The organism is Eggerthella hominis (assembly GCF_014287365.1).
Taxonomy (GTDB): Bacteria; Actinomycetota; Coriobacteriia; order Coriobacteriales; family Eggerthellaceae; genus Eggerthella; species Eggerthella guodeyinii.
In genome coordinates this window covers 247169-270573 of the sequence record NZ_JACOOA010000006.1, presented here as the reverse complement: position 1 = coordinate 270573, position 23405 = coordinate 247169, and the positions used below count along the sequence as shown (strand labels likewise).

22 protein-coding genes are annotated in these 23405 nt (G+C 69.2%); 9 read left to right on the top strand and 13 right to left on the bottom strand.

Translation table 11 applies throughout. The features are described 5' to 3' along the window. Positions 1-405: 405 nt before the first annotated feature. The 7 genes from H8S61_RS14010 (at position 406) to H8S61_RS13980 (ending at position 7770) form a co-directional block, all read left to right on the top strand. Positions 406-1488: a DMT family transporter gene (locus H8S61_RS14010; protein WP_160942996.1), complete on the top strand. Its 1083-nt coding sequence runs from the start codon at positions 406-408 to the stop codon at positions 1486-1488. A 34-nt stretch (positions 1489-1522) separates the two neighbouring features. Further along, positions 1523-2083 carry a hypothetical protein gene (locus H8S61_RS14005; protein ID WP_154334121.1) on the top strand — a complete coding sequence of 187 codons (561 nt, stop codon included), beginning with the start codon at positions 1523-1525 and terminating at the stop codon, positions 2081-2083. Between the two features lie 70 nt (positions 2084-2153). After that, the gene (locus H8S61_RS14000) at positions 2154-2984 is read left to right on the top strand and encodes a creatininase (protein WP_160942998.1); all 831 of its coding nucleotides are present in this window, start codon (positions 2154-2156) and stop codon (positions 2982-2984) included. Beyond that, positions 2974-4782 carry a BCCT family transporter gene (locus H8S61_RS13995; protein ID WP_186939401.1) on the top strand — a complete coding sequence of 603 codons (1809 nt, stop codon included), beginning with the start codon at positions 2974-2976 and terminating at the stop codon, positions 4780-4782. The genes H8S61_RS14000 and H8S61_RS13995 overlap by 11 nt, the downstream gene beginning before the upstream one ends. Continuing rightward, entirely contained in the window at positions 4779-6086 is a 1308-nt protein-coding gene (locus H8S61_RS13990; protein ID WP_186939400.1) for an MFS transporter, read from the top strand. The genes H8S61_RS13995 and H8S61_RS13990 overlap by 4 nt, the downstream gene beginning before the upstream one ends. 119 nt (positions 6087-6205) lie before the next feature. Next, positions 6206-6469, top strand: a complete 264-nt coding sequence (locus tag H8S61_RS13985) for a hypothetical protein (protein WP_186939399.1) — start codon at positions 6206-6208, stop codon at positions 6467-6469. A gap of 89 nt (positions 6470-6558) precedes the next feature. Then, positions 6559-7770 carry a putative ABC transporter permease gene (locus tag H8S61_RS13980; RefSeq protein ID WP_186939398.1) on the top strand — a complete coding sequence of 404 codons (1212 nt, stop codon included), beginning with the start codon at positions 6559-6561 and terminating at the stop codon, positions 7768-7770. 41 nt (positions 7771-7811) lie between these two features. Here H8S61_RS13980 and crcB read toward each other — a convergent pair whose 3' ends face one another. Further along, positions 7812-8207 (bottom strand): fluoride efflux transporter CrcB, encoded by a 396-nt coding sequence (crcB, locus tag H8S61_RS13975; protein ID WP_186939397.1) that lies wholly within the window; start codon positions 8205-8207, stop codon positions 7812-7814. 285 nt (positions 8208-8492) lie between these two features. After that, positions 8493-8912, bottom strand: coding sequence for a hypothetical protein (locus tag H8S61_RS13970; RefSeq protein WP_160943003.1), 420 nt, complete (start codon positions 8910-8912; stop codon positions 8493-8495). Positions 8913-9227: 315 nt separating this feature from the next. Between H8S61_RS13970 and H8S61_RS13965 the strand changes: the two genes are divergently transcribed. Both H8S61_RS13965 and H8S61_RS13960 read left to right on the top strand, forming a co-directional pair. Beyond that, positions 9228-10676: a putative DNA modification/repair radical SAM protein gene (locus H8S61_RS13965; protein WP_186939396.1), complete on the top strand. Its 1449-nt coding sequence runs from the start codon at positions 9228-9230 to the stop codon at positions 10674-10676. Beyond that, positions 10673-11518, top strand: coding sequence for a TIGR03915 family putative DNA repair protein (locus H8S61_RS13960; protein ID WP_160943005.1), 846 nt, complete (start codon positions 10673-10675; stop codon positions 11516-11518). Before H8S61_RS13965 ends, H8S61_RS13960 begins: the two co-directional genes overlap by 4 nt. 17 nt (positions 11519-11535) lie before the next feature. Here the strand turns inward: H8S61_RS13960 and H8S61_RS13955 are convergent, their stop codons facing one another. From H8S61_RS13955 to H8S61_RS13905, 11 genes are all read right to left on the bottom strand, one after another. Continuing rightward, on the bottom strand, positions 11536-12495 hold the full coding sequence (locus H8S61_RS13955) for a radical SAM protein (protein ID WP_186939395.1): 960 nt from the start codon (positions 12493-12495) through the stop codon (positions 11536-11538). Between the two features lie 4 nt (positions 12496-12499). Continuing rightward, the gene (locus H8S61_RS13950) at positions 12500-13480 is read right to left on the bottom strand and encodes an NAD(P)-binding domain-containing protein (RefSeq protein ID WP_160943007.1); all 981 of its coding nucleotides are present in this window, start codon (positions 13478-13480) and stop codon (positions 12500-12502) included. A gap of 67 nt (positions 13481-13547) precedes the next feature. Further along, positions 13548-14477, bottom strand: coding sequence for a DegV family protein (locus tag H8S61_RS13945; protein WP_154334133.1), 930 nt, complete (start codon positions 14475-14477; stop codon positions 13548-13550). A gap of 57 nt (positions 14478-14534) precedes the next feature. Continuing rightward, positions 14535-15437: a DegV family protein gene (locus H8S61_RS13940; RefSeq protein WP_160943009.1), complete on the bottom strand. Its 903-nt coding sequence runs from the start codon at positions 15435-15437 to the stop codon at positions 14535-14537. Between the two features lie 59 nt (positions 15438-15496). Next, positions 15497-16957, bottom strand: a complete 1461-nt coding sequence (locus tag H8S61_RS13935; protein ID WP_186939394.1) for a nicotinate phosphoribosyltransferase — start codon at positions 16955-16957, stop codon at positions 15497-15499. A 39-nt stretch (positions 16958-16996) separates the two neighbouring features. After that, entirely contained in the window at positions 16997-18580 is a 1584-nt protein-coding gene (locus H8S61_RS13930; protein ID WP_186939393.1) for a PSP1 domain-containing protein, read from the bottom strand. Beyond that, a complete protein-coding gene (holB, locus tag H8S61_RS13925) occupies positions 18558-19709 on the bottom strand; it encodes a DNA polymerase III subunit delta' (RefSeq protein WP_186939392.1) in 1152 nt (383 codons plus the stop codon). Before holB ends, H8S61_RS13930 begins: the two co-directional genes overlap by 23 nt. Before the next feature lie 4 nt (positions 19710-19713). Then, a complete protein-coding gene (tmk, locus tag H8S61_RS13920; RefSeq protein WP_186939391.1) occupies positions 19714-20445 on the bottom strand; it encodes a dTMP kinase in 732 nt (243 codons plus the stop codon). 37 nt (positions 20446-20482) lie between these two features. Beyond that, entirely contained in the window at positions 20483-21028 is a 546-nt protein-coding gene (locus H8S61_RS13915; RefSeq protein ID WP_186939390.1) for a fumarate hydratase C-terminal domain-containing protein, read from the bottom strand. Then, a complete protein-coding gene (locus tag H8S61_RS13910) occupies positions 21015-22064 on the bottom strand; it encodes a fumarate hydratase (protein ID WP_255466622.1) in 1050 nt (349 codons plus the stop codon). The genes H8S61_RS13915 and H8S61_RS13910 overlap by 14 nt, the downstream gene beginning before the upstream one ends. Positions 22065-22221: 157 nt before the next feature. Beyond that, positions 22222-23403 (bottom strand): winged helix DNA-binding domain-containing protein, encoded by a 1182-nt coding sequence (locus tag H8S61_RS13905; RefSeq protein ID WP_255466621.1) that lies wholly within the window; start codon positions 23401-23403, stop codon positions 22222-22224. Positions 23404-23405: the final 2 nt, after the last annotated feature.

Sequence of the window (23405 nt, the reverse complement as noted above, 5' to 3'; positions counted from 1 at the left end):
TTCGGCGGCGGCCTGCACTGCTCCACGGCCGACGTGTTCCGCGAGGGCGAGTGCCTCGACTACTTCCCGAACCGCGTCGCCGACCCGACCCTCATCCATCCCGAGATGTGGAACGACTAGTTCGCCCTCAACCGTGAGCGCCTGCGCGCCAGGGGACACCGCGCGCAGGCGACACCGTTCGAGATCCGGCCCCGGAGAGCCCCGTCCTGACGCGCGAGCGGCACTCCTTGTTCGAGGTTTTCCGGGAGTCGGGCAGCCTTTCCCTATACGATACTTCAACACCCATGCGGCGCCGCAGCGCCCGCGTGATTCGTTGCACCCTCGAGCACGTCCGCAAGCCCGGACCTATAAGGGTTGACGTGTATCCAGGACCCGGACGACACGACGCCGCTCAAGGAGGGATACATGAACGAGCAAGCGAAATACAAGCTCAAGGGCTTCATCTTTATGTTCCTCTCGTCGTCCGCGATGGGCGGCATCGGAGCATTCGGACGCTACATCAACGCACCGGGCGACTTCATCTCGTTCGGCCGCAACCTCATCGGCTTCATCGCGCTCACCGTCATCTTCGTCGTGTTCGCGCGCGGCAACTTCAAGAAGGTGCGCAGCACGAAGCTCTCGCCCGCGATGGTGTTCTCGGGCATCTTCCTGGGCCTGCTGTCGGGCCTCTACGTCATCTCGACGCAGTACACGACGCTCGCGAACGCGTCGTTCCTCATCTACACCGGCCCCATCTACTCCACCATCCTGGCCGCCATCTTCCTCAAGGAGAAGATCAACGTCAAGGGCATCCTCTGCATCGCCGCCGTGGTCGTCGGCATGCTGTTCATCGTGGGCATCATCACGCCGACGGGCCTCACGCTCGACCTCGACCCGAAATGGATGTTCGGCAACATGATCGGCCTCTTGTCCGGCGTGGCCTACGGCCTGTACCTGTTCGTCGGCCGCTACCGCCAGGACTGCGACTCGAACGTGCGCTCCTGGTGGAACTTCTTGTTCGCCTCCGTCACCATCCTCGGCCTCATGGCCGTGGACAGCTTCCTGTCGGGCGGCCTCAAGTACACGGTGAAGGTCAACGGCGTGCAGCAGGTCGACGCGGCCGGGCAGATCATGACGGCCCCGTGGAACATCTTCACCATGGACGCCACGTCCTGGCTCGTGTGGATCGCCGCCGCGCTGATCACCGGCTTCATCGCCTTCCACCTGCTGGCCTACGCCACCAAGATGCTCAAGGCCGGCGAGCTGGCCGCCATCTCCTACCAGGAGACCATCATGGCGTCCGTCCTCGGCTTCTTCATGTTCGGCGAGATCCTCACCCCGCTGCAGCTGGTCGGCGGCGCCCTCATCATCCTCGGCGGCGTCTCGCAGATCTTCTTCTCCACGAAGGCCGCGGCCAAGGAGGGCGACAAGGTGCTGAAGGAGGCCGAGATCCGGGAGACCCTCGAAGCACACATCGACGAGGAATCGGCCAAGGAATCGCTGAGCTAGCCCACACGCCACCGACCCGAGGAGGGTGCGAACCATGAAGATCACATCCAACCTGACCCATATCGCCACCGAGGTGGAGTTCGAGGCCGCCAAGAACGCCGACGAGCTGCAAGCCGCGTTCGCCGCGCAGGGCCTGCCCGGCTTCCCGGCCGAGCTCGACATCGCCGAGCGCACCGAGGACCACGTGCAGATGCTGTCGCTCGACGCGATGCTGCAGTTCGCGCGCGCCGCCAACGCCGGCGCGGTCACCTACGACGTCACCTACTTCCCGCATGCCGACGAGGCCGAGGTCGACTACCAGCTGAACCAGCTGGCGCACGACCTGGAGATCAGCGCCGAGGTCATCCGCGACCTGTGCGCGGCCGAGATCGGCGAGTACCTGGCGCTCGACGCGAAGCGCGACGCGAACGTCCCGGTGCACAGCATCGTGGAGGCCTACGTCGGCGGCACGGCCGTCGCCTGGTACGGCATGAACGACTACCCGCGCCTCAAGCGCGTCATCCTGCGCAAGCTGGCCCAGGGCGGCGCCCAGGCCCGGCGCAACTTCATCCTGCGCGCGAGCAAGGCCCAGGTGGACCTGCTCGAAGACTACTGATCCAAGCGCTGACCCGACACGGCGCCCGCCGCGTGCGGCGGGCGCCTTCCCATTCAAGGAGGGACCCCTTATGAAACCCACTGTGTACATGGAGGAAATGGACGCGTTCACCTACCGCGAGAAGCTGGCGAAGGACGCCGTGGTGTTCATCCCCGTCGGCGCGCTCGAGCAGCACGGCTCGCACATGGCCATGTGCGTGGACGCCGCGCTGACCAAGGCGATGGCCGGAGCCACGGCCGAGGCGCTCGTCGCCGACACGGACGGCGCGCTCGAGGGCATCGTGGCCGCGCCCATCAACTACGGCTACCGCTCCCAGCAGCGCTCGGGCGGCGGCTTCCACCTCACGGGCACCACGTCGCTGTCCGGCACGACGCTCATCGCGCTGGCGAAGGACGTCGTGTTCGGCCTCATCCTGCACGGCGCGCGCAAGATCGTGCTCATGAACGGGCACTACGAGAACTACCAGTTCATCTTCGAGGGCGCCGAGCTGGCGCTGGAGAAGGCACGCGAGAGCGGCATCGACGACGTGAAGATCCAGCTGCTGTCGTACTGGGACTTCGTCGACGAGGAGACCATCGAGGCCCTCTACCCCGACGGCTTCACCGGCTGGGACCTCGAGCACGCCGGCGTCATGGAGACGTCGCTCATGCTGCTGTTCCACCCCGACCTCGTCGACATGGACAAGACGGGCGACGCGCTGTACGACGGCCTGCCCGCCGAGCTGCCGAATTACGACGTGCTGCCCATCGTCCCCGGCTACACGCCGCCTTCGGGCTGCCTGTCCTCGCCCGTGGAATCGTCGCGCGAGAAGGGGGCCATCCTGCGCAACGTGGCGGTGAAGCACATGGTGGAAGCCGTCAAGCACGAGTTCTCCGGCGAGGGAGACTACCATGAGGTCTAAGAGTTCGGACGACGACGCGCGCAGGCACGTCCACCCCATGGAGGTGGAGGACGAGTCGGGCGAGGTGGACCCCGAGCCGAAGGAGGCGCAGGCCGCGCGCCTCGGCCGCACGGTCAAGCACGACTACGTCATCCGCGCCGTGTCCGTGGCCATCGTGGCCGTCGTGCTGGGCATCGCGCTGGTCAGCGCCGACACGTTCATCAACGCGGTGGGCGCGCTGCGCACGTTCGTCACGCAGTACTGCAGCTGGTGGATCGTGCTGTGCGCGTTTTTGTGCTTCGCCGTGTGCGTGCTCGTGGCGGTGACGAAGCTCGGCACGATCAGGCTGGGCGGCAAGGACGCCAAGCCCGCGTTCTCGTACTTCTCCTGGTTCGCGATGCTGTTCGCCACCGGGCAGGGCGTGGGCCTCGTGTTCTGGGCCGTGGCCGAGCCCATCATGATGTACGGCGGGACGCCGTTCAACGCCCCCGATCCCCTGTTCGCCGGCGACACGGCGCTTGCGTGGACGTACTTCCACTGGGCCATCCCCGCGTGGGCCATCTACGCCATCGTGTCGCTGTTCATGTCCTACGCCCGCTACAACATGCACAAGGACACCACGTTCCGCGGCACGGTGGAGGACCTGTTCCCCGCCCGCGCGAAGCGGCCCGTCGGCATCGTCGTGGAGATCCTCGTGGTCATCGCCACCATCTTCGGCCTGACCACGTCGCTGGGGCTGGCGTCCTACCAGTTCAACACCGGCATCCAGCAGATCTTCAACATCCAGACCGGGCAGGCCCTGCAGGTGGCGTTCGTCATCCTGTTCGGCGCCATCGCCACCATGTCGGTGTGGTTCGGCGTGGTGAAGGGCATCAAGAACATCTCGAACGCGAACGCGATCATCTCCATCGTGTTCGTGGCGGCCGTGTTCATCTTCGGCCCGACGCTGTACATCCTCGGCGTGCTGCCCGAGTCGCTCAGCGTGTTCGTCGACCAGTTCATGCTGATGAGCGGGTTCACCGAGGCGACGAACCTCGCCGCGGGCATCGCCTCGTACGGCGACTCCTGGCAGGCGTTCTGGTCGTTCTTCATCTTCTGCTGGTGCTTCGCGTTCGCCACGTTCACGGCGGGCTTCGTGTCCACCATCTCCCGCGGCCGCACGCTGCGCGAGTTCGTGGGCGGCGTGGTGTTCGTGCCCGCGGCCGTCTGCATCGTGTGGACGTGCGTGGTGGGCGGCACCGGCGTGTGGGCGGCGATGTCCGACCCCGGCATCGTGGCGCAGACCACGGCCGACTCCTCGATGGGCCTGTTCCTCACCATCGACAGCATCCCCATGGTCGGCGGGGTGCTGACCGTCGTGGCCACCATCCTCATCGGGGGCTACATCGTGACCTCGGTGGACTCCGGCGTCATGGCGCTGTCGAACTTCGTGTCGCCCGCCGCGCGCCAGAGCCGCGGGTTCAAGGTGGTGCTGGCGCTGTGCATCACGGCGCTCGCCGTGCTGTTCATGGTGACGGCCGGCCAGGACTTCCTCAACACCATCCAGTTCGCCACCATCGCCGGCGGCATCCCGTTCAGCATCGTCGTGCTGCTGATGGGCATCCAGTTCTTCAAGTGGGTCAAGCACGACGAGCAGCTGGTTGAGCGCGGCATGGCCGAGCCGTTCCCCGCGGGGTCGCTCGCGGCCGAGCAGCTGCGGCGGTGGCATGAGGAGAAGGACGCGCGCGACGCCGAGGAAGCCTGGCGCGCGCGGCACGAGGGGCCCGACGCCCTCGACGGCCCCGTCGCCGACGAGCCGATGGCGGAGGGATCGCGATGAGCGCCGAAGCGGCCCGCCCGATGCCGAAGGTGCCGTTCAAGGTGGCCGCCTCGTCGTTTTTGGGCAACTTCATCGAATGGTTCGACTACGCCACCTACACGTACTTCGCCATCACCATCGGCATCGTGTTCTTCCCCGAGTCGGAGGTGAACTCCACGCTGCTCGCGTTCGCGGTGTTCGCGCTGTCGTTCGTGTTCCGCCCGTTGGGAGCCGCGTTCTGGGGCAGCATGGGCGACAAGAAGGGGCGCAAGTGGTCGCTGTCGCTGTCCATCTTCATGATGACGGGCGCGGCGTTCCTCATCGGCTGCCTGCCGTCGTACGAGACGGTGGGCCTGCTGTCCCCCATCCTGCTGCTGTGCCTGCGCAGCATCCAGGGGTTCTCGGCGGCCGGGGAGTACTCGGGCGCGGCGGTGTTCCTGGCCGAGTACGCGCCGGCGAACCACCGCGGCAAGTACTGCTCGCTCGTGCCCGCGTCCACCGCGGCCGGCCTGCTGGCGGGCTCCACCGCGGCGCTCGTCATCAAGCTGCTGCTGCCCGAGGCCGACGTGGTCTCCTGGGGCTGGCGCATCCCGTTTCTGCTGGCCGGCCCCCTCGGGCTCGTGGCGCACTACATCCGCACGAAGCTCGAGGACTCGCCCACCTACCAGGAGATGACCTCGGCGGCCGACCCGGCCAAGGAGGCGCCGCGCCCCACGCGCCTCGTGTTCAAGAAGTACAAGAAGCGCCTCGTGGCCAGCATCGCGGCCACCATGGTGAACTCGGTGGGCTTCTACCTCGTGCTCACCTACCTGCCCACGTACCTGACCAGCTACACGTCGATGGAGGCCTCGGCGGCGCAGCTGGCCACCGACATCGCGCTGGTCACGTACATCTTCATCATCTTCGGAGCCGGGAAGGTGTCGGACATCGTGGGCCGCAAGAAGATGCTGCTGGGCTCGTGCGCGGCGTTCATCGTGCTCAGCATCCCCGCGTTCATGATGCTGGGGACGGCCCAGCTGCCCATCGTCATCGCGGCCGAGCTCATCATGTGCGTGACGCTGTCGTTCAACGACGCGAACATCGCCTGCTACCAGGCCGAGATGTTCCCCACCGAGGTGCGCTACACCGGCGCGGCGCTCGGCTCGAACATCGCCTACGTGGTGTTCGGCGGCACGGCCTCGATGGTGGCCACCGCGCTCATCGACGCCACGGGCAACGGCCTCATGCCCGCGTACTACATGATGGGCATCTGCCTCGTGGCCGGCATCGTGCTGCTGTTCACGGCGCACGAGTACGCCGGCGTCAAGCTGAACGACATCGAGTAGGACGCGGAAGGGGCGCTCGGCGCGTGCCGGGCGCCCCTTCCCTAACGCGCCGCCATCCCTTGCGCTACAACTCGGAGCGGCCTCTGGCGCGCCGCCCGCCCGCATGGTTTCCTGCGGTCATGGCCTTTCGGAAGACATACGTGGAAGTGACGGCGCGCATCGACGTGGACGGGCGCCTCACGCCGCTCGCCATCGTGTGGCGCGACGGGCGCACGTTCGCCGTCGACCGCGTGCACGAGGCCATCCGGCGCGCGTCGCAGCGCGTGGGCGGCACGGGCGTCCGCTACCTCGTGTCGGTGAACGGCCACGAGAAGTACCTCTTCTACGAAGGCCCCCGCTGGTTCGTCGAGGAGATCGCCCCCGACGAGCCCCGCGCCACCTAGCGCCCTTCGTCGTAGTCGCCGCCGTACGCTTCCGCTCTTCCGCTATACTGGTGGGCGACCGTACGAAGCGCCAACGAGGAGACCACCGCATGAGCAAGCACGACCGCGTCGAGGGCACCCTCGACCTCGACGAGAGCACGCCCCCGACCCATCGCAAGATCCCCCTGCCGCTCAAGGTGTTCGGCATCCTGTGCATCGTCAGCGGCGCGGCCATCGTGCCGGTGCTCGTGCTGCTCATCGTCGGGATGGTCATCGCGTTCCAGCAGGGCATGATCACCGGCGAGCTGTCCACGGCCACGCTCGTCATCTTCATCGCCGACGCCGTGCTCATGACGGTGCTGGCCACCATGTTCGTCATCCTCGGCATCCGCCTGCTGCGCGACAAGCGCCGCCGCACGGCGCAGATCGCCGAGGTCATGATCGTCATCCTCATCCTGGTCATCCTCTGCGACATGATGCTCTCCGGCCTCACGCCCGACCTCATCCCCTACGGCGTGGTGCTCGTCGTGCTCATCGCCCTGTCGAGCTACGTGGACCCGTCGCTGGCCGACGAGCGCGAGCTGCAGCGCAAGCTGCGCGACATGGAGACGCGCGAGGCTGCCGAGGACGGCACGCTCGGCCGCGACGAGACCGGCAAGGGCTTCATCGCGCTCAACTTCTTCAACCTGTTCTGGATCTTCGTCGTGTGCTGCGTGCTGGGGCTCATGATCGAGACGGCGTACCACTTCCTCGTGGTGAACCCGGGCCACTACCAGGACCGCGCGGGCCTGCTGTTCGGGCCGTTCTCGCCCATCTACGGCTTCGGCGCCGTGCTCATGACCGTGGCGCTCAACCGCTTCCACGACAAGAACGTCATCCTCATCTTCCTGGTGAGCGCCGTCATCGGAGGCGCGTTCGAGTACCTCACCAGCTGGTTCATGCAGTTCGCCTTCGGCATCGTGGCCTGGGACTACACGGGCACGTTCCTGTCCATCGACGGGCGCACGAACGGCATGTTCATGGCCATGTGGGGCGTGCTGGGCGTGGTGTGGATCAAGCTCCTGCTGCCGTGGATGCTCAAGCTGGTGAACCTCATCCCGTGGAACTGGCGCTACGCGGTGACCACCGTGTGCGCCGTGCTCATGATCGTCGACGGCGGCATGACGCTGCTGTCGCTCGACTGCTGGTACCAGCGCGAGGCGGGCAACCAGCCCGAGACAGCCGTGGCCCAGTTCTTCGCCGACCACTTCGACAACCAGTACATGGAAGAGCGGTTCCAAAGCATGTCGATCGACCCGAGCAACGCCACCCGCGCGAGCTAGGCGGGAGAAGCGGCGCGATCGCGATCGGAGGGAGTCCGCGCCTACGCCTCGGCCGAGCCCGTGAGCGCCGCGCGCACGCCGCGCACCATGAGCCGCCCGAGCGCGACGCCGGCGAGGCACATGAGGACGCTGCCGCAGGCGTACAGCGCGCCCGTGGCGTACTTGCCGCGCTCCAGCAGCGTGAGCGTTTCGAGCGAGAACGCCGAGAACGTGGTGAAGCCGCCGCACACGCCCGTCTTGAGGAACAGCACGGCGTTGTCGGACATGCCGGGCCACACCGTGGCGGCCTCGAACACCGCGCCGATGAGCACCGCGCCCGCGAAGTTGATGATGAACGTCATGAGCGGAAAGTCGCCCTCGACCGGCACGAGGCCCAAAAGATAGCGGCCCACCGACCCGATGAAGCCTCCCATTCCCACGCACAGCACCGCCAACATCGCCCGCTCCTTCGCTCGCCTTCCCACGTCGTGCGGGCATCAGTATACTCCAGGCGCGCCGAAAACGGGTCGCGCGGCGCGCAGAGAGGCGGGGATGGGATGGGGATGAGGGCGCGAGGCGGAACGGGGCGAGGGAGCGGGCATCGCGGCACCGCTCGCCCGCGGCCCGAGCCGCCGCCCCGCGCGAAAAAAGAGGCTCCCCGGATCGTATCCGGGGAGCCTCCGAACCGAGACGAGCCGTGCGGCTCCGGCTCGGTCTAAACCGCCGTGCGGCTTCGGCTCGGCCTACGCCTGCTTCTTAATGGAATGCGCCAGGAAGGTGCACACCGCGATGATGACGATGCTCACGAGCGACGTCCACTGGAACGCGCCCTGCATGATGTTCATGACGATGCCGACGATGCCCAGCACGAGGCCGATGATGCACAGCACGAAGAACAGCCCGATCTTGTGCGGGTTCTTGGCGCCGCGCAGGCCCAGCAGGCCGATGATCAGGTTGATCACGCCGCCGATGATGGTGCCGACGCCGAAGGCGAGCGCCGCGCTCGACATGCTCATGGGGCCGGAGCCCATGTCGATGGATTCGGCGGACATCCCGGGCACCGCCGACCCTGCCGCCATGAACGCACCCAGCAGGATGACGATGATAGCCCAGACGATCAGGATGATGGAGATGATTTTCAGCGTTTTCTGGGAACCGGACACGGTCGCCCCTCTCTGTCGATGATGCGAAGTCTGCCGCGCCTTCCCGCAACGCGGGAACGAGGGCGCGGCGGGCCTCCCACCGTACGAAACGTGCACCCCTGCGCACGCTGCGCGGAGCGTACCGCGCAGCTGAAAGTGTAGCGCTGCGGATGCGGCCGCCCCTATCTCCAACAAGCGATTCAACCACATTTTGAGGAACGGAGGGCGGCGCACGGCAGGTCCTCCCCGCGGTTTTCCCTTGACTTCGAACACTCGTTTGCGTAGTATACGAACATACATTCTCGCGAACATTTGATCTGACGAACGGATGAACGAATGGACCTCGTTGGCAAGCTCGAAATCCTCGCCGATGCCGCGAAATACGACGTGGCGTGCACGTCGTCGGGCATCGACCGCGACGCGCAGAAGAGCAAGCTGGGCAACACGCTGGCCGCCGGATGCTGCCACAGCTTCGCGGCCGACGGGCGCTGCATCACGCTGCTCAAGGTGCTCATGACGAACGTCTGCGTGTACGACTGCGCCTACTGCGTGAACCGCGTGTCGAACGAGGTGCCGCGCGCCGCGTTCAAGCCGCGCGAGCTGGCCGACCTCACCATCGCGTTCTACCGCCGCAACTACATCGAGGGCCTGTTCCTCAGCTCGGGCGTCATCCGCAACCCCGACTACACCACCGAGCTCATGATCCAGACGCTCTCCATCCTGCGCGAAGAGCACGGCTTCCGCGGCTACGTCCACGCGAAGGCGGTGCCCGGCACCTCGCCCGAACTCGTGCAGCAGCTGGGCCATCTGGCCGACCGCATGAGCGTGAACATGGAGCTGCCCTCCCAGAAGAGCCTGCAGCTGCTCGCGCCCGAGAAGGACAAGCAGCGCATCATCGCGCCCATGCGCCAGATCCGCGACAACATCGCCGTGGACAAGGACACCCGCGCGCTCGTGCGCAAGCAGACCACCTACATGAAACAGGTCCGCCCCAAGAAGAAGGAGCGGGCCTTCGTGCCCGCCGGCCAGTCCACGCAGATGATCGTGGGGGCCTCGCCCGAGAGCGACTTCCAGATCCTCAACCTGTCGGCGGCGCTGTACCGCACGCTGTCGCTCAAGCGCGTGTTCTTCAGCGCCTACACGCCCGTGAACGACGACAAGCGCCTGCCCGGCACCGACGCCATCCAGCTCAACCGCGAGCACCGGCTCTACCAGGCCGACTGGCTGCTGCGCTTCTACCGCTTCGACGTGACCGAGATCATCGACGAGGACAACCCGTTCCTCGACCCCGACCTCGACCCGAAGGCGAACTGGGCCATCAACCACCTCGACTTCTTCCCGGTGGAGGTGAACACGGCCCCGCTCGAGGCGCTGCTGCGCGTGCCCGGCATCGGCGTGCGCGGCGCGAACCTCATCGTGCGCGCGCGACGCACCGCGTGCTTGCGCGAGCCGGAGCTGCGCCGTCTGGGCATCGCCTACAAGCGCGCCCGCTTCTTCATCACGTGCAGCGGCGGCTACGCGGGCCAGGGCGTCGACTTCTCCCGCGAGGGGCTGCGCGCGCAGCTGGCCGCGCCCATCAAGGGCGGCAACCACGGCCGCCGCGCCGACAAGACCACGCCGGGGCAGATGAGCCTGTTCGAGAGCGTCGAAACGCCCGAGAAGGCGCGCATCGCCGCCGGCGCGGGGCAGCGGGCGCTCGAGGCGGGGCCCGCCGCCGCGCCGGCGGCCGACGGGACGTACGGATGGCAGCGCGCCCTCGAGATGCCGGAAGCCGTGTGCGCATGAGCCGCGCGACCGCCGCCGACGATCCCCCGTTCGTCTCGGAAGAACCCCTCGTCGACGTCGCGTACGGCTACGACGGCACGCTCGAGGGGCTGCTGTCGGCCGTGTTCGAGGCGTACGCGCGCCGCGAGGACCCGCAGGACGTCGCGCCCGCCTCCGTGCTGCAGCCGCGCCTCGGGCAGACCGTGCGCATCGTCGAGACGGACGAGGAGCGCGCCGTGCGCGTGCGGCGCGGCCTGAGGAGCCGCTGCGGCGATGCCGTCTACGACGCCGTCAAGCACGCCTCGCTCAGCGACCAGCCCGACGCCGGCACCGTCGTCTACCGCTTCATCCGCTACGCGATGGCGCAGAACCGCCCGGGACGCGCGCGCCGCCGCGTGCTGAACGATCTCGCGCATCCCGCCGTCCAGCCGCTCCATCGCCTCGAGCGCTCCGTCCTGAACGAGCGCCACCGCATGCTGCAGTTCCTCCGCTTCGAGCACCTGGAGAACGGCGTCTGGTTCGCGCGCTGCAACCCCGCGGCCTCGGTCATCCCGCTGCTCATGGACTGGTTCAGCGGGCGCTTCAACACGCAGCCGTTCATCATCTTCGACGAGGCGCACAACGTCGCCGGCGTGTACGAGGGCCGCGACTGGTACCTCGTGGAGACGGAGCACGTCGACCTGCCCGACCGCGCGTCCGAGGAGCGCCTCATGCAGCAGGCGTGGAAGCGCTTCTACGACACCGTGGCCGTCGAGGCCCGCTACAACCCCGAGCTGCGCCGCCAGTTCATGCCCAAGCGCTTCTGGAAGAACCTCACCGAGATGCAGGAAGACCTCCCCGGCACCGAAATCTCCCCGCGGTAGCCCTGCGCCTCGCGGCGTCAGCTCCTCCGCGCCCCCGCCGGCCCTCGGACGCCGGTCAGGTCGAACGGGGGGATGAAGCTGTCCTCGGCGGCGCCGCCCTGCTGCCAGAAGTAGTCCTCCACGCCCAGCTCGTCGGCGTAGTCCAGCAGGCGCTCGTACTCCTCGTCGGAAACGCGCCCGGCGAGCTCGGGGCAGCGCCGCAGCGTCGCGGCCGCGCGAGCGTCGCCCGCAGCTGCGGCATCGGCGAGCACGGGCGTGTACTGGTTCATGAGCGACAGCAGCACCGCGTCGCCGAAGCGCTCGTGCACGAGGCGCACGACGCGCTTCGAGTCCTCGAGCGCGCCCGGCAGCATGAGATGGCGCACGATGACGCCGCTCGTCAGGCGCGGCGCGCCGTCCACCTCGTCGAACGCCGGCGCGCCCGCCTCCTCCACCATCGCCTTGAGCGCCTCAAGCGCCGCCGCGGGGTAGTCGGGCACCTGCGAATAGCGGCGCGCCAGCGCGGCATCGGCGTACTTGAAGTCCGTGAGGTACGCGTCCACGACGCCCGCGTTCGCCCGCACGGCGGCGACCGTCTCGTATCCCGACGTGTTCCACACGACGGGCAGCGCGAGCCCGCGGGCGCGCGCCCATGCCACGGCCGCGCGCGCCTCGGGCGCGTAGTGCGTCGGCGTGACGAAGTTGACGTTGAGGGCGCCCTGCTCCTGCAGCTCGAGGCACATCGCGCCCAACCGCTCGACGCTCACCGCCTCGCCCGCCTCCCCCGCGGCGATCACCGCGTTCTGGCAGTACGCGCACCTGAGCGGGCAGTGCGCGAAGAACACCGTGCCGCTGCCGCGCGCGCCGCTGACGGGAGGCTCCTCCCAGAAGTGCAGCGCCGCGCGCGCCACCACGAGGCGGCCGTCCGCCCCGCACGCGCCGCGCTCCCCCGCCGCGCGGTCGGCCCCGCACGAACGCGGGCAGAGGTCGCACCCCATGGCGCTAGTTGGCCGAGTACGCGCCGTAGCCGGGGTAGTCGGGGTAGGAGCCGTGGTCGTGCCCGTGGTCGTGGTCGTGCCCGCAGCCGTCGTCGAGGTCGTCGAAGTCCTCGGACGCGTCGCCGTAGGCCTGCTCGGCGCGGGTCCAGTCGAGGCCCTGCTCGGCGCACGCCTTCTCCTCCCCGTACACGAGCGCCAGCGCCGCGGGCGCCTTGTCGGCGCCGCCGATGACGGCCAGCAGCTCCAGGAGGTGCAGGCACGCCTCGGCCTGCGGCAGGATGAGGTCCACGTCGTCGGCGGCCGTCAGCGCAGCGGACAGCTCGGCCATGAACATCTCCACCGTGTACGTGCCGTCGAAGCGGCCCGTGTTCACCGCGGCCAGCACCTGCTCGGCGACGGGCGTCGCGGCGCCCACGCGCTCCACGGCCTGGTCGAGCGACGCCGACGAGCGGCGTACGGCGCGGTACAGCGCATCGGCCTCCACGGCCGAGATCACCTGCGCCGTGGTCTGCAGCGTGTACGCGGCGCGCGCGAGCTGCGCCGAGCCCGCCCCGCCCGTTTCCTGCACCGTGCCGGCGATCGCCTCGAGCACGGGGCGCGCCTCGTCCACCGCCTCCTCGTCGCCGCCGACGAAGCACACGAGGTTGTCGCGGTCGCCGAACGCGTCCGCGCGCGCCATGTCGACGACCACGAGCGGCGCTTCCACCGACATGAGGTCGCTCACCACGGCCACGGCGTTCAGCTCGCGCGCGAAGCTCGGCGTCGAGGCCGACAGGTCGATGAGCAGCGCGCCCTTCCCCGCCGCCTGCACGAGCCCCTCCTCGTCGAAGTACGCGTCCTCGAGCGCCGTCTGCGACGTGCAGAACGTGATGATGGCCTCGGCATGCGCGAGGTCCTCGGTGCGCGTGCAACCGGCGGCCTCGAGGCGGGCCGTCACCATGGCGCCCACCGTCTCGTTGCCCGAGTATACGAACGAAAGTTCCATCTAAGCACCTTTCCCGATGCGTCTGAGTAGCGTGCGTTGCACAGGGCGCGCGTCGCGCGCGTGCGGGCTATTCGCCGCCCTTGACCTTCTTCGCGATGCGGTCGGCAACCGACAGCTCCTCGCGCTTGTCGTTGCCCCAGAACACCACCGCGATCATGTCCGGCCCCACATGGCTTCCGATGACCGGCCCGATGCTGCTCTCCAAGAACAGGATGCTGTCGTCGGTCTTGCCGAGCGCCTCCTGCAGGCGCGCGGCGTCCTTCGGGCAGTCGGCGTTGCCGATGACCACGCAGCGGCCCGGCCGCGAGTCGGCCTTGCGCTTGTTGTAGTAGTCGGCCAGCTGCTTGATGCCCTTCTTGCGCCCGCGCGCCACGCCCGCCAGCGACAGCTTGCCGTCGGTGGTGATGGTCAGCAGCGGCTTCACGTCCAGCTTGGAACCCGCGTACGCCACCGAGCTGGGGATGCGGCCGCCGCGTCGCAGCGCCTCGAGGTCGTCCACCATGAACTCGGCGTCCACGAAGTAGCGCGCCTCCTCGGCCCAGCGCGCCAGCTCGAGCGCCGTCATGCCGTTGTCGCGCTGGCGCAGCGCCTCGTACACCAGCAGCGCCTCGGCCACCGAGGCCAGGCACGTGTCCACGAGGTACAGCTCGGCGTCGGGATGCTCGGCCATCAGCTGGTCGTGCACGAGCGCGGCTGCGTCGAAGCTGCCCGACAGCCCGCTCGAGAAGCTCAGGAACACGGTGGGCACGCCGCTTTCGATGGCGCGCTCGAACGCGTCGCGGAACACGGGCACGGGCACCTGCGCCGTGGTTGGCTCCTCGCCGTTGCGCATCGCCTGGTAGAAATCGTGCGCCGTCGACGCTTGGTACAGGTCGTCGACGTGCTCCCCGTCGCTCATGACGTAGGGGAACTTGATGAGCTCGACGCCTTCCCGATCAACGACCTCGTACGGCAGGTCGCAGCACGAATCGATGATGAGGTTGCACTGATGCTGCATAACGGTTCTCGCTTTCTGAGCGGTTTGCAAACGGTGTCTGACGATGGGCGCGGACGGCTAGGACGCGCAGGCGCGCGCCTGGGCCGGGCCGGAGAGCTTGCCCGCGAGGGCGTTGGCGCACTCGTAGGCGATGCCCACCGCCGGCCCCACGTGCAGGCCGATGACGGGGCTCACCGGCAGCACGCTCACCGAGCGCCCGATGAGCGGCTCGACGACCTCGCGCGCCCATTCGATGGCCGGCGTCTTGTCGCCGATGTAGTGCACCACGACGTGCTTGAGGCCGTGCTGCTCGATGTCGCTTTTGAACGTGGCCACGATCTTGTCGAGCGCCTTCTTGCGCGTGCGCACCTTCGCGAACGTCGTGGCCTTGCCGTCGCTCACCGTGAGCACGGGCGACAGCTGGATGAGGTTGCCCAGCAGCGCGGCCGCGTTGCCGATGCGCCCGCCCCGCTGCAGGAACGTGAGCGTCTCGGGCGTGAACAGGAAGCGGGTGGACGCGATGCCCTGGAGGGCGGCTGCGGCGCAGCCGGCGAGGTCCTCGCCCGCGTCGCGCGCGGCCACGGCGTCGAACACCGGCCACGCCTCGTCGTAGCCGCACGACGTGGAGTCCACGATGACGTAGGTGAAGTCGATGTTGCGCGCCTTCACGGCGCGGGCGGCCCGCACGGCACCCTCGTAGGTTCCCGACAGCTCCGAGGAGATGAAGATGCCCAGCACCTCGTCGCCCGCGCGCGCCGCCTCTTCGAACAGGCTCTCCAGCACGAGCTGGGACGGCTGGCTGGACGTGGGGATGTCGTCCACCATGTCGTAGATGTCGGCGTAGAACGCATCGAGGTCCATGTCCGCATCGGCGTACTCGGTCCCCTCGCGGTTCACGAACAGGGTGACCACGTCGATGCCGGCCTCGCGCGCCACGTCGGCCGGAATGGAAGCGACCGAATCCGTAAGTATCTTGATCATGACATCCTTCCTTGACATGGGGCGCATGCGCCCTCGAACAAATCGCGTATCCTCGTACCCTACGCGATGCCCCGCAGCTTCACAACCAGATCGCGGCGACGCTCAAAAAGACCATATTCGAGGCCTACCGGGTAGGTGTGCGCGTTCAACATGCGCTTCTGGCTCTCGTCGAGGGTGGCGAGCCCCGCCTGCGCGCGCTCGCGGGCGGCCCACGCGTCGCGCTCGGACGCGTCGAGCACCGTGCGCCCCTCGCGCGCGAGGGGCTTGAGCAGCGTCTCGGAGCACAGCCCCGCGAGATTCTTCTGCCGCAGGTCGTCGGAAGGGTCCACGATGACCTCGCGCTTGCCGTCGCCCGGCGCGTTCACGTCGAACACCATGTCGCCGGCCAAGCGCCCGCTGCCGCAGTAGAAGTAACGGCGCACGTCCAGCACGCCGGGCGTGGTCAGCTTGGCAGCCGATTCGGATATCTTCAGGCGATCGGTCCACGCCGCATCGCCCGGGGCGCGCGTGGCCGACAGCTTGTACACGCCGCCCAGCGTGGGCTGGTCGTAGGCGCAGGCCAGCTTCGTGCCCACGCCCCACGAGGTCACCTGCGCGCCCTCGTCGCGGATGGACTGGATGGTGAACTCGTCCAGGTCGTTCGACAGCACGATGCCGCAGTCGGTCAGGCCGGCCTCGTCCAGCATCGAGCGCGCCATGCGCGCGAGCCACGACAGGTCGCCCGAGTCGATGCGGATGCCGCTCAGGCGCTCGCCGCGCTCGCGCATCTCGAGGCCCACGGTGATGGCGTTTCTGATGCCCTGCTCCACGTCGTAGGTGTCCACGAGCAGCACGCAGTTCTTCGGGAACGCCTCGGCGTAGGCGCGGAACGCCGTGAGCTCGTCGGGGAACGACATGACCCATGAGTGGGCGTGCGTGCCCGACACGGGCAGGTCGAACAGCTTGCCCGCCAGCACGTTGGAGGTGGAGGCGCAGCCGCCGACGATGGCCGCGCGGCTGGCCCACAGGCCGCCGCCCGCGCCCTGGGCGCGGCGCAGGCCGAACTCGGCCACGGGAGCCTGGGCGGCCAGGCACACGCGCGCCGCCTTCGTGGCGATGAGCGTCTCGAAGTTCACGCAGTTCAAAAGCGCCGTCTCGATGAGCTGGCAATCCATGATGGGACCGGTCACGCGCACGAGCGGCTCGTGCGGGAACACCACGGTGCCCTCGAGCACCGCGTCGATGTCCACGCGCAGCTCGAAGCTGCGCAGGTAGTCGAGGAACGCGGGCTTGAACAGCTTGCCGCCGCCGGGGGCGTCGAGCGAGGCGAGGTAGGCCACGTCGTCCTCGGAGAACGCGAACTCGTCCACGAGGTCGGCCAGCTGCGCCATGCCGCATGCGATGGCGTAGCCGCCCTTGAACGGGTAGTCGCGGAAGTACATGTGGAAGCAGGCCTGCGTGTCGCCCTGGCCGCTCTCCCAATAGCCCTGCGCCATCGTGAGCTGGTACAGGTCCGTCAACAACGCGTAGTCGATCCTCATGATCGATGAGCCTCCTCGCAAACGTCGGGTATCCGTCGGTTATTCGCCGCTCGGCGCCGCGCCGCCCGCACCGGGCGCGCCTGCGCCCTCCGGGCCGCCGGCCTTGTGGCTGCGCCGGCGGGCGCGGCGATGCCCGCCGTCTCCCGTGCGATCGGCCTCGGGGCTCGGAGCGCCCGAGCGCTCGGGGCGGGGCGCCTTGTCCTGGCGCGACTGCTGGGGCTTCTGGCCCTGACGCAGGCCCGAGGACTTCTGGCCGGGACGCTGCTTCGAGGGCTGCATGCCCTTCGGCCCCTGCTTCTTCGCACCCTCGCCGCCCTGGCGCTGGCCCTGCTGCTTCTTGCCGCCGCCGTTGCCGTTGCCGCCGCCGTTACCGCCCTGGCCCTGCCCCTGGCGGCGTTTCTGCTGCGGGCCGCCCTGGCCGCCCTTCGGCGCGCCGCCGCCCTGCTGCTTCTGCTTGCGCTTCTGCGCCTCGGCCGCCTCGGGGGCCGCGCCCTCGCCGCCGACCTTCGTCGAGCGCCTCCTGCGCGGCTTGCGCGCGCTCTGTCCCTGCGCGTCGGCCTGCTGCTTGCTGCCGCCGCCGTTCTTCTGGTTGCCGTTGCCGCCGCGCCCGCCGTTCGAGCCGCCGCCGTTGCGCGACTGCTTCTGCCCGCCGCGGCCCGTGCGGCGCACGGAGCCCGGATCGGCCAGCTTGTCCTGCCCGGTCAGCTGCGTGGTGGTGCTGAACAGCGCCGACTCGCTCGCGAACCCGATGGGGTCCTGCGTCGTGGCGTCCTGCCACGCCTCCTCGCCCACGCGGTTCGGGCGGTTCGAGCCCTCCTCGGGCGGGTCGAAGTCGGCCAGCGGCACCTTCACGGGCTTCTCGCCCATGATCTTGAGCGACACGACCTCGCGCGGCACGTCGAGGTCGACCACCTTCGCAGGACCGTCGGGCGTCTCCACCGTAGCGTTCTGCTTCGGCGCGCGGCTCTTGAAGTCCTTGTACGCATCGAACTCGTAGCGCAGGCAGCACATGAGGCGGCCGCACACGCCCGAGATCTTCTGCGGGTTGAGCGAGAGGTCCTGCTCCTTGGCCATGCGGATGGACACGGGGCAGAACTCGCCGCCCAGGCGCTTGCAGCACAGCTCCTGGCCGCAATGCCCCAGGCCGCCCACCATGCGGGCCTCGTCGCGCACGCCGATCTGACGCATGTCGATGCGCACGTGGAAATGCGCGGCCAGCTTGCGCACGAGCTCGCGGAAGTCCACGCGCTCCTCGGCCTCGAAGTAGAAGATGGCCTTGTCGCCCTCGAACAGGTACTCCACCGACACGGGGTGCATGTCGCCGCTCGCCTCGGACGCCATCTCCTTGAAGACGGGCAGGGCCTCGCGCGCCTTGGCCTCCAGGTCGGCCGCACGGGCCTCGTCCTCGTCCGTCGCGATGCGCTTGACGGGCTTGAGCGGGCTTTTCAGCTTCTTGACCTGGGCTTCGTCGGCCTCGAACGCGTCGTGGGCCGCACGGCCGAACTCGGTGCCGCGGGCGGTGGTCACGATCACGCCGTCGCCGGCGCGCACATCAAGATCCCCGGCGTCGAACCAGAGCGTCTTGGGGTTGTAGTACAGGTTAATCGGCGCTATGCGAACCATAGAGCACCTCTCTTATCTCGAACAGCATCGCGTCGATGCACGTTTCCGGTGATACATTATACGAGATCGCCTCGTCGCAGCGGCGCACGGCCTTGAGCGCGGCGGCGGCGCGCGCCTCGTCGGTCGCCTCGGCCGCCTCCATGATGGACGCGCGCGCGTCCACGTTGATCACGAGCTCGGGCGTCTCGGCGCACACGGCCATGACGTCGCGCAGCCACGAGCGCGCGATGGCCGTCAGCTGGCGCAGCGACTCGAAGGTCTTGGCCGTCAGCTGGCGCTTGTTGCGCGCCTCGATCTGGCGGATGGCCGACTTCGCGAGGAAGTCCGCGTTCTCGGCGAGATCCTGCTCCTGCTCGGCGCGCGCCACGTCGAGCGGCGCCTTCACGAGCACCACGAGGTCGCTCGCGAACCCGATGGCGTCCCAATCGTCGGCTTTGCGCAGGTAGCCCAGCACTTCCAGCACGCGGGCGCGGAACGCCAGGCGCTCGTTGGACTTCAGGAACTCCACGGCGCGCGTGATGGAGCCGTCGCAGGCCTCGACGGCCATGCGCGCCTGCTCGCGCGACGCGCCCGTGTTCTGCACGATGATGCCGGCCGCCTCGCTTGCCGGGATGGTGCGGAACGGCACCACCTGGCAGCGCGACAGGATGGTGGGCAGCACGCTCTCGCGCGTGCGCGCGAGCAGGATGAGCACCACGTCGGACGGCGGCTCCTCGAGCGTTTTGAGGAACGCGTTGGCGGCCTGGACGCCCAGCAGGTCCACGCGGTCGAGGATGTAGACCTTCTTGTGCGCCTGGATGGGCGCGAGCGACGTGTCGGACACGATGTCGCGGATCTGCTCGACCAGGTAGCCGCCCGCGCCCTCGGGCGCGAAGTAGCGCACGTCGGGATGCTTCTTGCGCATGATGCGGCGGCAGGCGTCGCACGCGCCGCAGTTGCCGCCGCGCGGGCCGGAGGCGCCCTTCGGGCACAGCACGGCCTGCGCGAACGCGTAGGCGGCCATCGTCTTGTTCGACCCGGCCGGGCCGGTGAACAGGTAGGCGTGGCTCACCTTGTCCTGCGCGACCGTGGCGCGCAGGAACTCGCGCACCTGCGGTTGGCCGAGGATGTTCTCGAACGCGTCGGCCACGGCGTTACGCCTCCACCTGCGAGCGCTTCACGTCGAGGCGCTCGAAGAAGGCAGGGTCGGCGGCGATCTGCGCCATCCAGGGGAACAGGTCGGCCAGCTCGGCGAACACCGCGGCGGCCGTCGCGGACTTGCTGCCGTCGGAGACGACCACGCGCACGCGTTCGGGATCGCGGCGCGCGATCTCCACGAACGCCTCGTTCACGCGGGCGTGGAACTGCTCGCCCGCCTGCTCGAGGCGGTCGGCGCCGCCCCGATGCGTCGCGCGCACGAGGCCCACGTTCGCCGCGCCGCCCGTCGTCATGAGGATGGTGCGGTCGGGATGCACGCCCTGGCAGGCGAATTCGTTGACGCGGTCGACGAACATGCGCGGCAAGCCCCGCCCGCAGGCCTGGTAGGCCACCGTCGAATCGGTGAAGCGATCGCACAGCACCACGGCGCCGCGTTCGAGCGCGGGCGCGATGACCTGCGCCATCAGCTGCGCGCGGGCGGCTTCGTAGATGAGCAGCTCGGCCTCGTCGGACAGGCCGTCGTTCGCCGGGTCGAGCACGACGGCGCGCAGCTGCTCGCCCACCTCGGTGCCGCCGGGCTCGCGCAGGCACAGCACCTCGCGGCCGTGCGCGCGCAGCGCCTCGGACAGGAAGCGGATATGCGTCGTCTTGCCGGCTCCCTCGCCGCCTTCGAACGTGATGAAGATGCCGCGCAGGGCATCGGTCGTATCTGAAAAATCCTGTGTCACGGGTATGGCGTTCCTTTTCTTCTGAAGCGGCCGGGGCTTACACCAGGTCGTACACGTCGCAGCCTCGGACGTCGACGCCGACGAACGCGGGGAACTCCACGACCTCGATGCGACGGAGCGCCTCGGTTCCCAGATCGTCGTACGCCACCGTCTCCGATGATGCCACGCACTTCGCCAGATAGGCCGCGGCCCCGCCGCATGCCACGAAATAAACGGAACCCGTGGCACGGCACGCCTCGCGCACCTCGGCGGAGCGGCGGCCCTTCCCCACCGTTGCCGCGACGCCCGCGCGATGCAGCGCCGGCGCGGCGAAGTCCATGCGGCTGGCCGTGGTGGGGCCCACCGCGCCGAACGGCCGGCCGGCGGCCGCGGGCGTGGGGCCCGCGTAGAAGATGGCCTGGCCCTCCAAGCCGTAGGGCAGCTCTCCGCCCGCGGCCTCGAGCTCGGCCATGAGGCGCACGTGCCCCGCGTCGCGCAGCGTGTACAGCGGCCCGGTGAGCAGGCAGGCGTCGCCCGCCTCGAGCGTCGCGAGCCGCGCGCGGTCGAGCGGCAGCGCCAAGCGGATAGGTTCATCGCCCGCCATAGCGCACCCCCTCGGCCTCAACATGGGCGCAGGCGGGGGTTCGCGCTCCGGCCTCATGGGAGATGCGATCAGCCTGCGTCTCCTCCCCCTGGGCGCGGGCGGCGACGTCCCGGTCGCACGCCGCGTTCCGCGCCGATAGAGGGGACTCGCCGGTCGCCAAAGAGGACGGCCCGCAGCCCGCCCCCTCGCGCAAATCGACCGTGATCCGCCGCATGGCCGAGCAGCCCATGTTGATGGCCAGCGGCAACGCCGCGATGTGGCACGGCGCGGTGGCGACGCGCACGGCGAGCGCCGTCGTGCGGCCGCCGAGGCCGCCGGGGCCCAAGCCCGTGGCGTTCACGGCCTCGAGCAGCTCCTCCTCGAGCGCGCGCAGCTGCGGATCGGCCGCCGGCTCGTCCACGGGCCGCATGAGCGCCCGCTTCGCGAGGCCGGCCACCTTGTCGAACGTGGCGCCGATGCCGACGCCCACCACGAGCGGCGGGCAGGCGTTCGCGGCCTTCTCGCGCACGCAGCGCACGAGCTCGTCCACGATGCCCTGCTTGCCGGCGCCCGGCACGAGCATGACCACGCGGCTCGCGTTGTCCGAGCCGCCGCCCTTCAGCATGAGGTGCAGCCGCGCCGCGCCCGGCTCGTCCACGGGGTGGATGTCGCAGAACGCGGGCGTGTTGTCGCCCGTGTTCGCGCGGTCGAAGACGGCGTCGCGCACCACCGACGTGCGCAGGCGCGCCTCGGCGTAGGCGCGGGCCACCGCGTCGTCCACGTCGGCGAACACGTCGCCGCGCACGGCCACGTCGGGCCCGATCTCGAGGCTCGCCCACACGGTGCCGGTATCCTGGCACAGGGGCACGCCGTCCTCGGCGGCTATCGCCGCGTTCGTCAGCAGCTGGTCGAGCACGGCCGCGCCGCGCGGGTTGTCCTCAACCGCGCGCGCGGCGACGAGACCGGCCTCGATATCGGCCGGCAGCACGCAGGCAAGCTGCGGGATGGCCGCGTACACCGCGTCCGCGACCTGTGATTTCGTGATGATCGTATCCATAACGGAAGATTATACCGCAAGCGAGGGCGCTTGACCCGCCCGTTGGGACATGCTTTCCCTTGGCGCGGGCACGCTCGACGTTCCGTTCCGAAGGCGCACGTTCGCCCCGAACACACGCCTGGAGGCCGTTTTGCGTGTGTTTGGGGCGAACGTGCGCTCAGAACGTCACGCCCAGCAGCGGCTGCTCTCGGAAGGCGGCGTATTCTTCGGCGAGGGAGCGCAACCCGGCTTCGGGGCAGTCGCCCCACAGCGCGAAGGCGACCGTCATGCCCCGCGCCTGCTTCCTGCTCGTCCACGTGCCCACCACCTCGCCGTCGCGCACGACGGCGCCCGGGTTCGCCACCGTCTTCCAGATGCGCCGCTGCAAGACCGGGTCGGCCTGCAGGGTGGCGCGGTCGCGCTGGTCGAGGTACGGGTCGTGGGCGGCGAGCAGCAGCAGGTCGCGCTCCGGCGGCTCCACGGCCGCAAGCGCATCGCGGTCGGCCGCCAGCACCCAGGCTCGCCTGCCGTCGAACGTCACCGGCTCCAGCTCCTCCGCGATGCTTCCCCACATGCGCCGCGCCTGCGCGCCCGAGCAGCCGAGCTGCTTCGCGAGCGCGTCGGGTCCCGTCGGGCCGTAGCAGTGCGCGAACGTGCGCACGAGACGCTCCACCGCATCGTCGGCGGGCTCCAGCGCATGTCCCAGCCAGCGCCGATACGAGGTGAACGTGGGCGCAGCGCCGTCGCGCTCGCCGAACACGACGAGGCCCAGGAACGCGCAGGGACGCAGCAGGAACGAGATCGCCGCCCCGCCCACCGTCTGCTTGTCGGGGCTGCCGTACATCGACGGCGCGCGCCATGCCGCGCGCTTGCCGGCGCCCAGCAGAGGCTCCACCTCGTCCGCCAGCACCTGGTCGAGCGCCACCTTGCCGGTAATCGACCCCTCGTCGAGCCGCGGCATCGCGCGCATCGCCAGATCCAGCGCCTCGTCGAACCCCATGCCCAGCGCGTCGAGGGCGAGCCCGATGCCCTTCGTGTATATCCACGGCTCGCCATCGCGCGGCACGAGCGCCGACAGGAACGCGGCGCTCTCCGACGCGGGGAACACCAGGGGCGCGCCGCGCATGCTCCAGGCCTGCACGAGCGACTTCTCGCCGCACAGCAAGCGCTCGGCGTCCTCTGCGCGACAAGCCGGCGCGCGGTTGAACAGGGCCGCCTCCCAGGCGCCCGGCGGCGAGTTCTGCATCCCGCACGCGCCCGCCAGCGCCACGGCGTCCTCGAGCGCGTACGCGCGATCGAGGTGATGCGCGCGCAGCCGGAACCGACGCACCTGCTCGACACCGACCTCCCCCATGGCCATGG

Coding starts and splice junctions, on each gene's coding strand:
- H8S61_RS13910 (WP_255466622.1), bottom strand. CDS start 22,064: ATGGATACGATCATCACGAAATCACAGGTCGCGGACGCGGTGTACGCG.
- H8S61_RS13980 (WP_186939398.1), top strand. CDS start 6,559: ATGAGCAAGCACGACCGCGTCGAGGGCACCCTCGACCTCGACGAGAGC.
- H8S61_RS14000 (WP_160942998.1), top strand. CDS start 2,154: ATGAAACCCACTGTGTACATGGAGGAAATGGACGCGTTCACCTACCGC.
- H8S61_RS13905 (WP_255466621.1), bottom strand. CDS start 23,403: ATGGCCATGGGGGAGGTCGGTGTCGAGCAGGTGCGTCGGTTCCGGCTG.
- crcB (WP_186939397.1), bottom strand. CDS start 8,207: ATGTTGGCGGTGCTGTGCGTGGGAATGGGAGGCTTCATCGGGTCGGTG.
- H8S61_RS13985 (WP_186939399.1), top strand. CDS start 6,206: ATGGCCTTTCGGAAGACATACGTGGAAGTGACGGCGCGCATCGACGTG.
- H8S61_RS13965 (WP_186939396.1), top strand. CDS start 9,228: ATGGACCTCGTTGGCAAGCTCGAAATCCTCGCCGATGCCGCGAAATAC.
- H8S61_RS13935 (WP_186939394.1), bottom strand. CDS start 16,957: ATGAGGATCGACTACGCGTTGTTGACGGACCTGTACCAGCTCACGATG.
- H8S61_RS13940 (WP_160943009.1), bottom strand. CDS start 15,437: ATGATCAAGATACTTACGGATTCGGTCGCTTCCATTCCGGCCGACGTG.
- H8S61_RS14010 (WP_160942996.1), top strand. CDS start 406: ATGAACGAGCAAGCGAAATACAAGCTCAAGGGCTTCATCTTTATGTTC.
- H8S61_RS13930 (WP_186939393.1), bottom strand. CDS start 18,580: ATGGTTCGCATAGCGCCGATTAACCTGTACTACAACCCCAAGACGCTC.
- H8S61_RS13995 (WP_186939401.1), top strand. CDS start 2,974: ATGAGGTCTAAGAGTTCGGACGACGACGCGCGCAGGCACGTCCACCCC.
- H8S61_RS14005 (WP_154334121.1), top strand. CDS start 1,523: ATGAAGATCACATCCAACCTGACCCATATCGCCACCGAGGTGGAGTTC.
- H8S61_RS13945 (WP_154334133.1), bottom strand. CDS start 14,477: ATGCAGCATCAGTGCAACCTCATCATCGATTCGTGCTGCGACCTGCCG.
- H8S61_RS13990 (WP_186939400.1), top strand. CDS start 4,779: ATGAGCGCCGAAGCGGCCCGCCCGATGCCGAAGGTGCCGTTCAAGGTG.
- H8S61_RS13960 (WP_160943005.1), top strand. CDS start 10,673: ATGAGCCGCGCGACCGCCGCCGACGATCCCCCGTTCGTCTCGGAAGAA.
- H8S61_RS13915 (WP_186939390.1), bottom strand. CDS start 21,028: ATGGCGGGCGATGAACCTATCCGCTTGGCGCTGCCGCTCGACCGCGCG.
- H8S61_RS13955 (WP_186939395.1), bottom strand. CDS start 12,495: ATGGGGTGCGACCTCTGCCCGCGTTCGTGCGGGGCCGACCGCGCGGCG.
- H8S61_RS13950 (WP_160943007.1), bottom strand. CDS start 13,480: ATGGAACTTTCGTTCGTATACTCGGGCAACGAGACGGTGGGCGCCATG.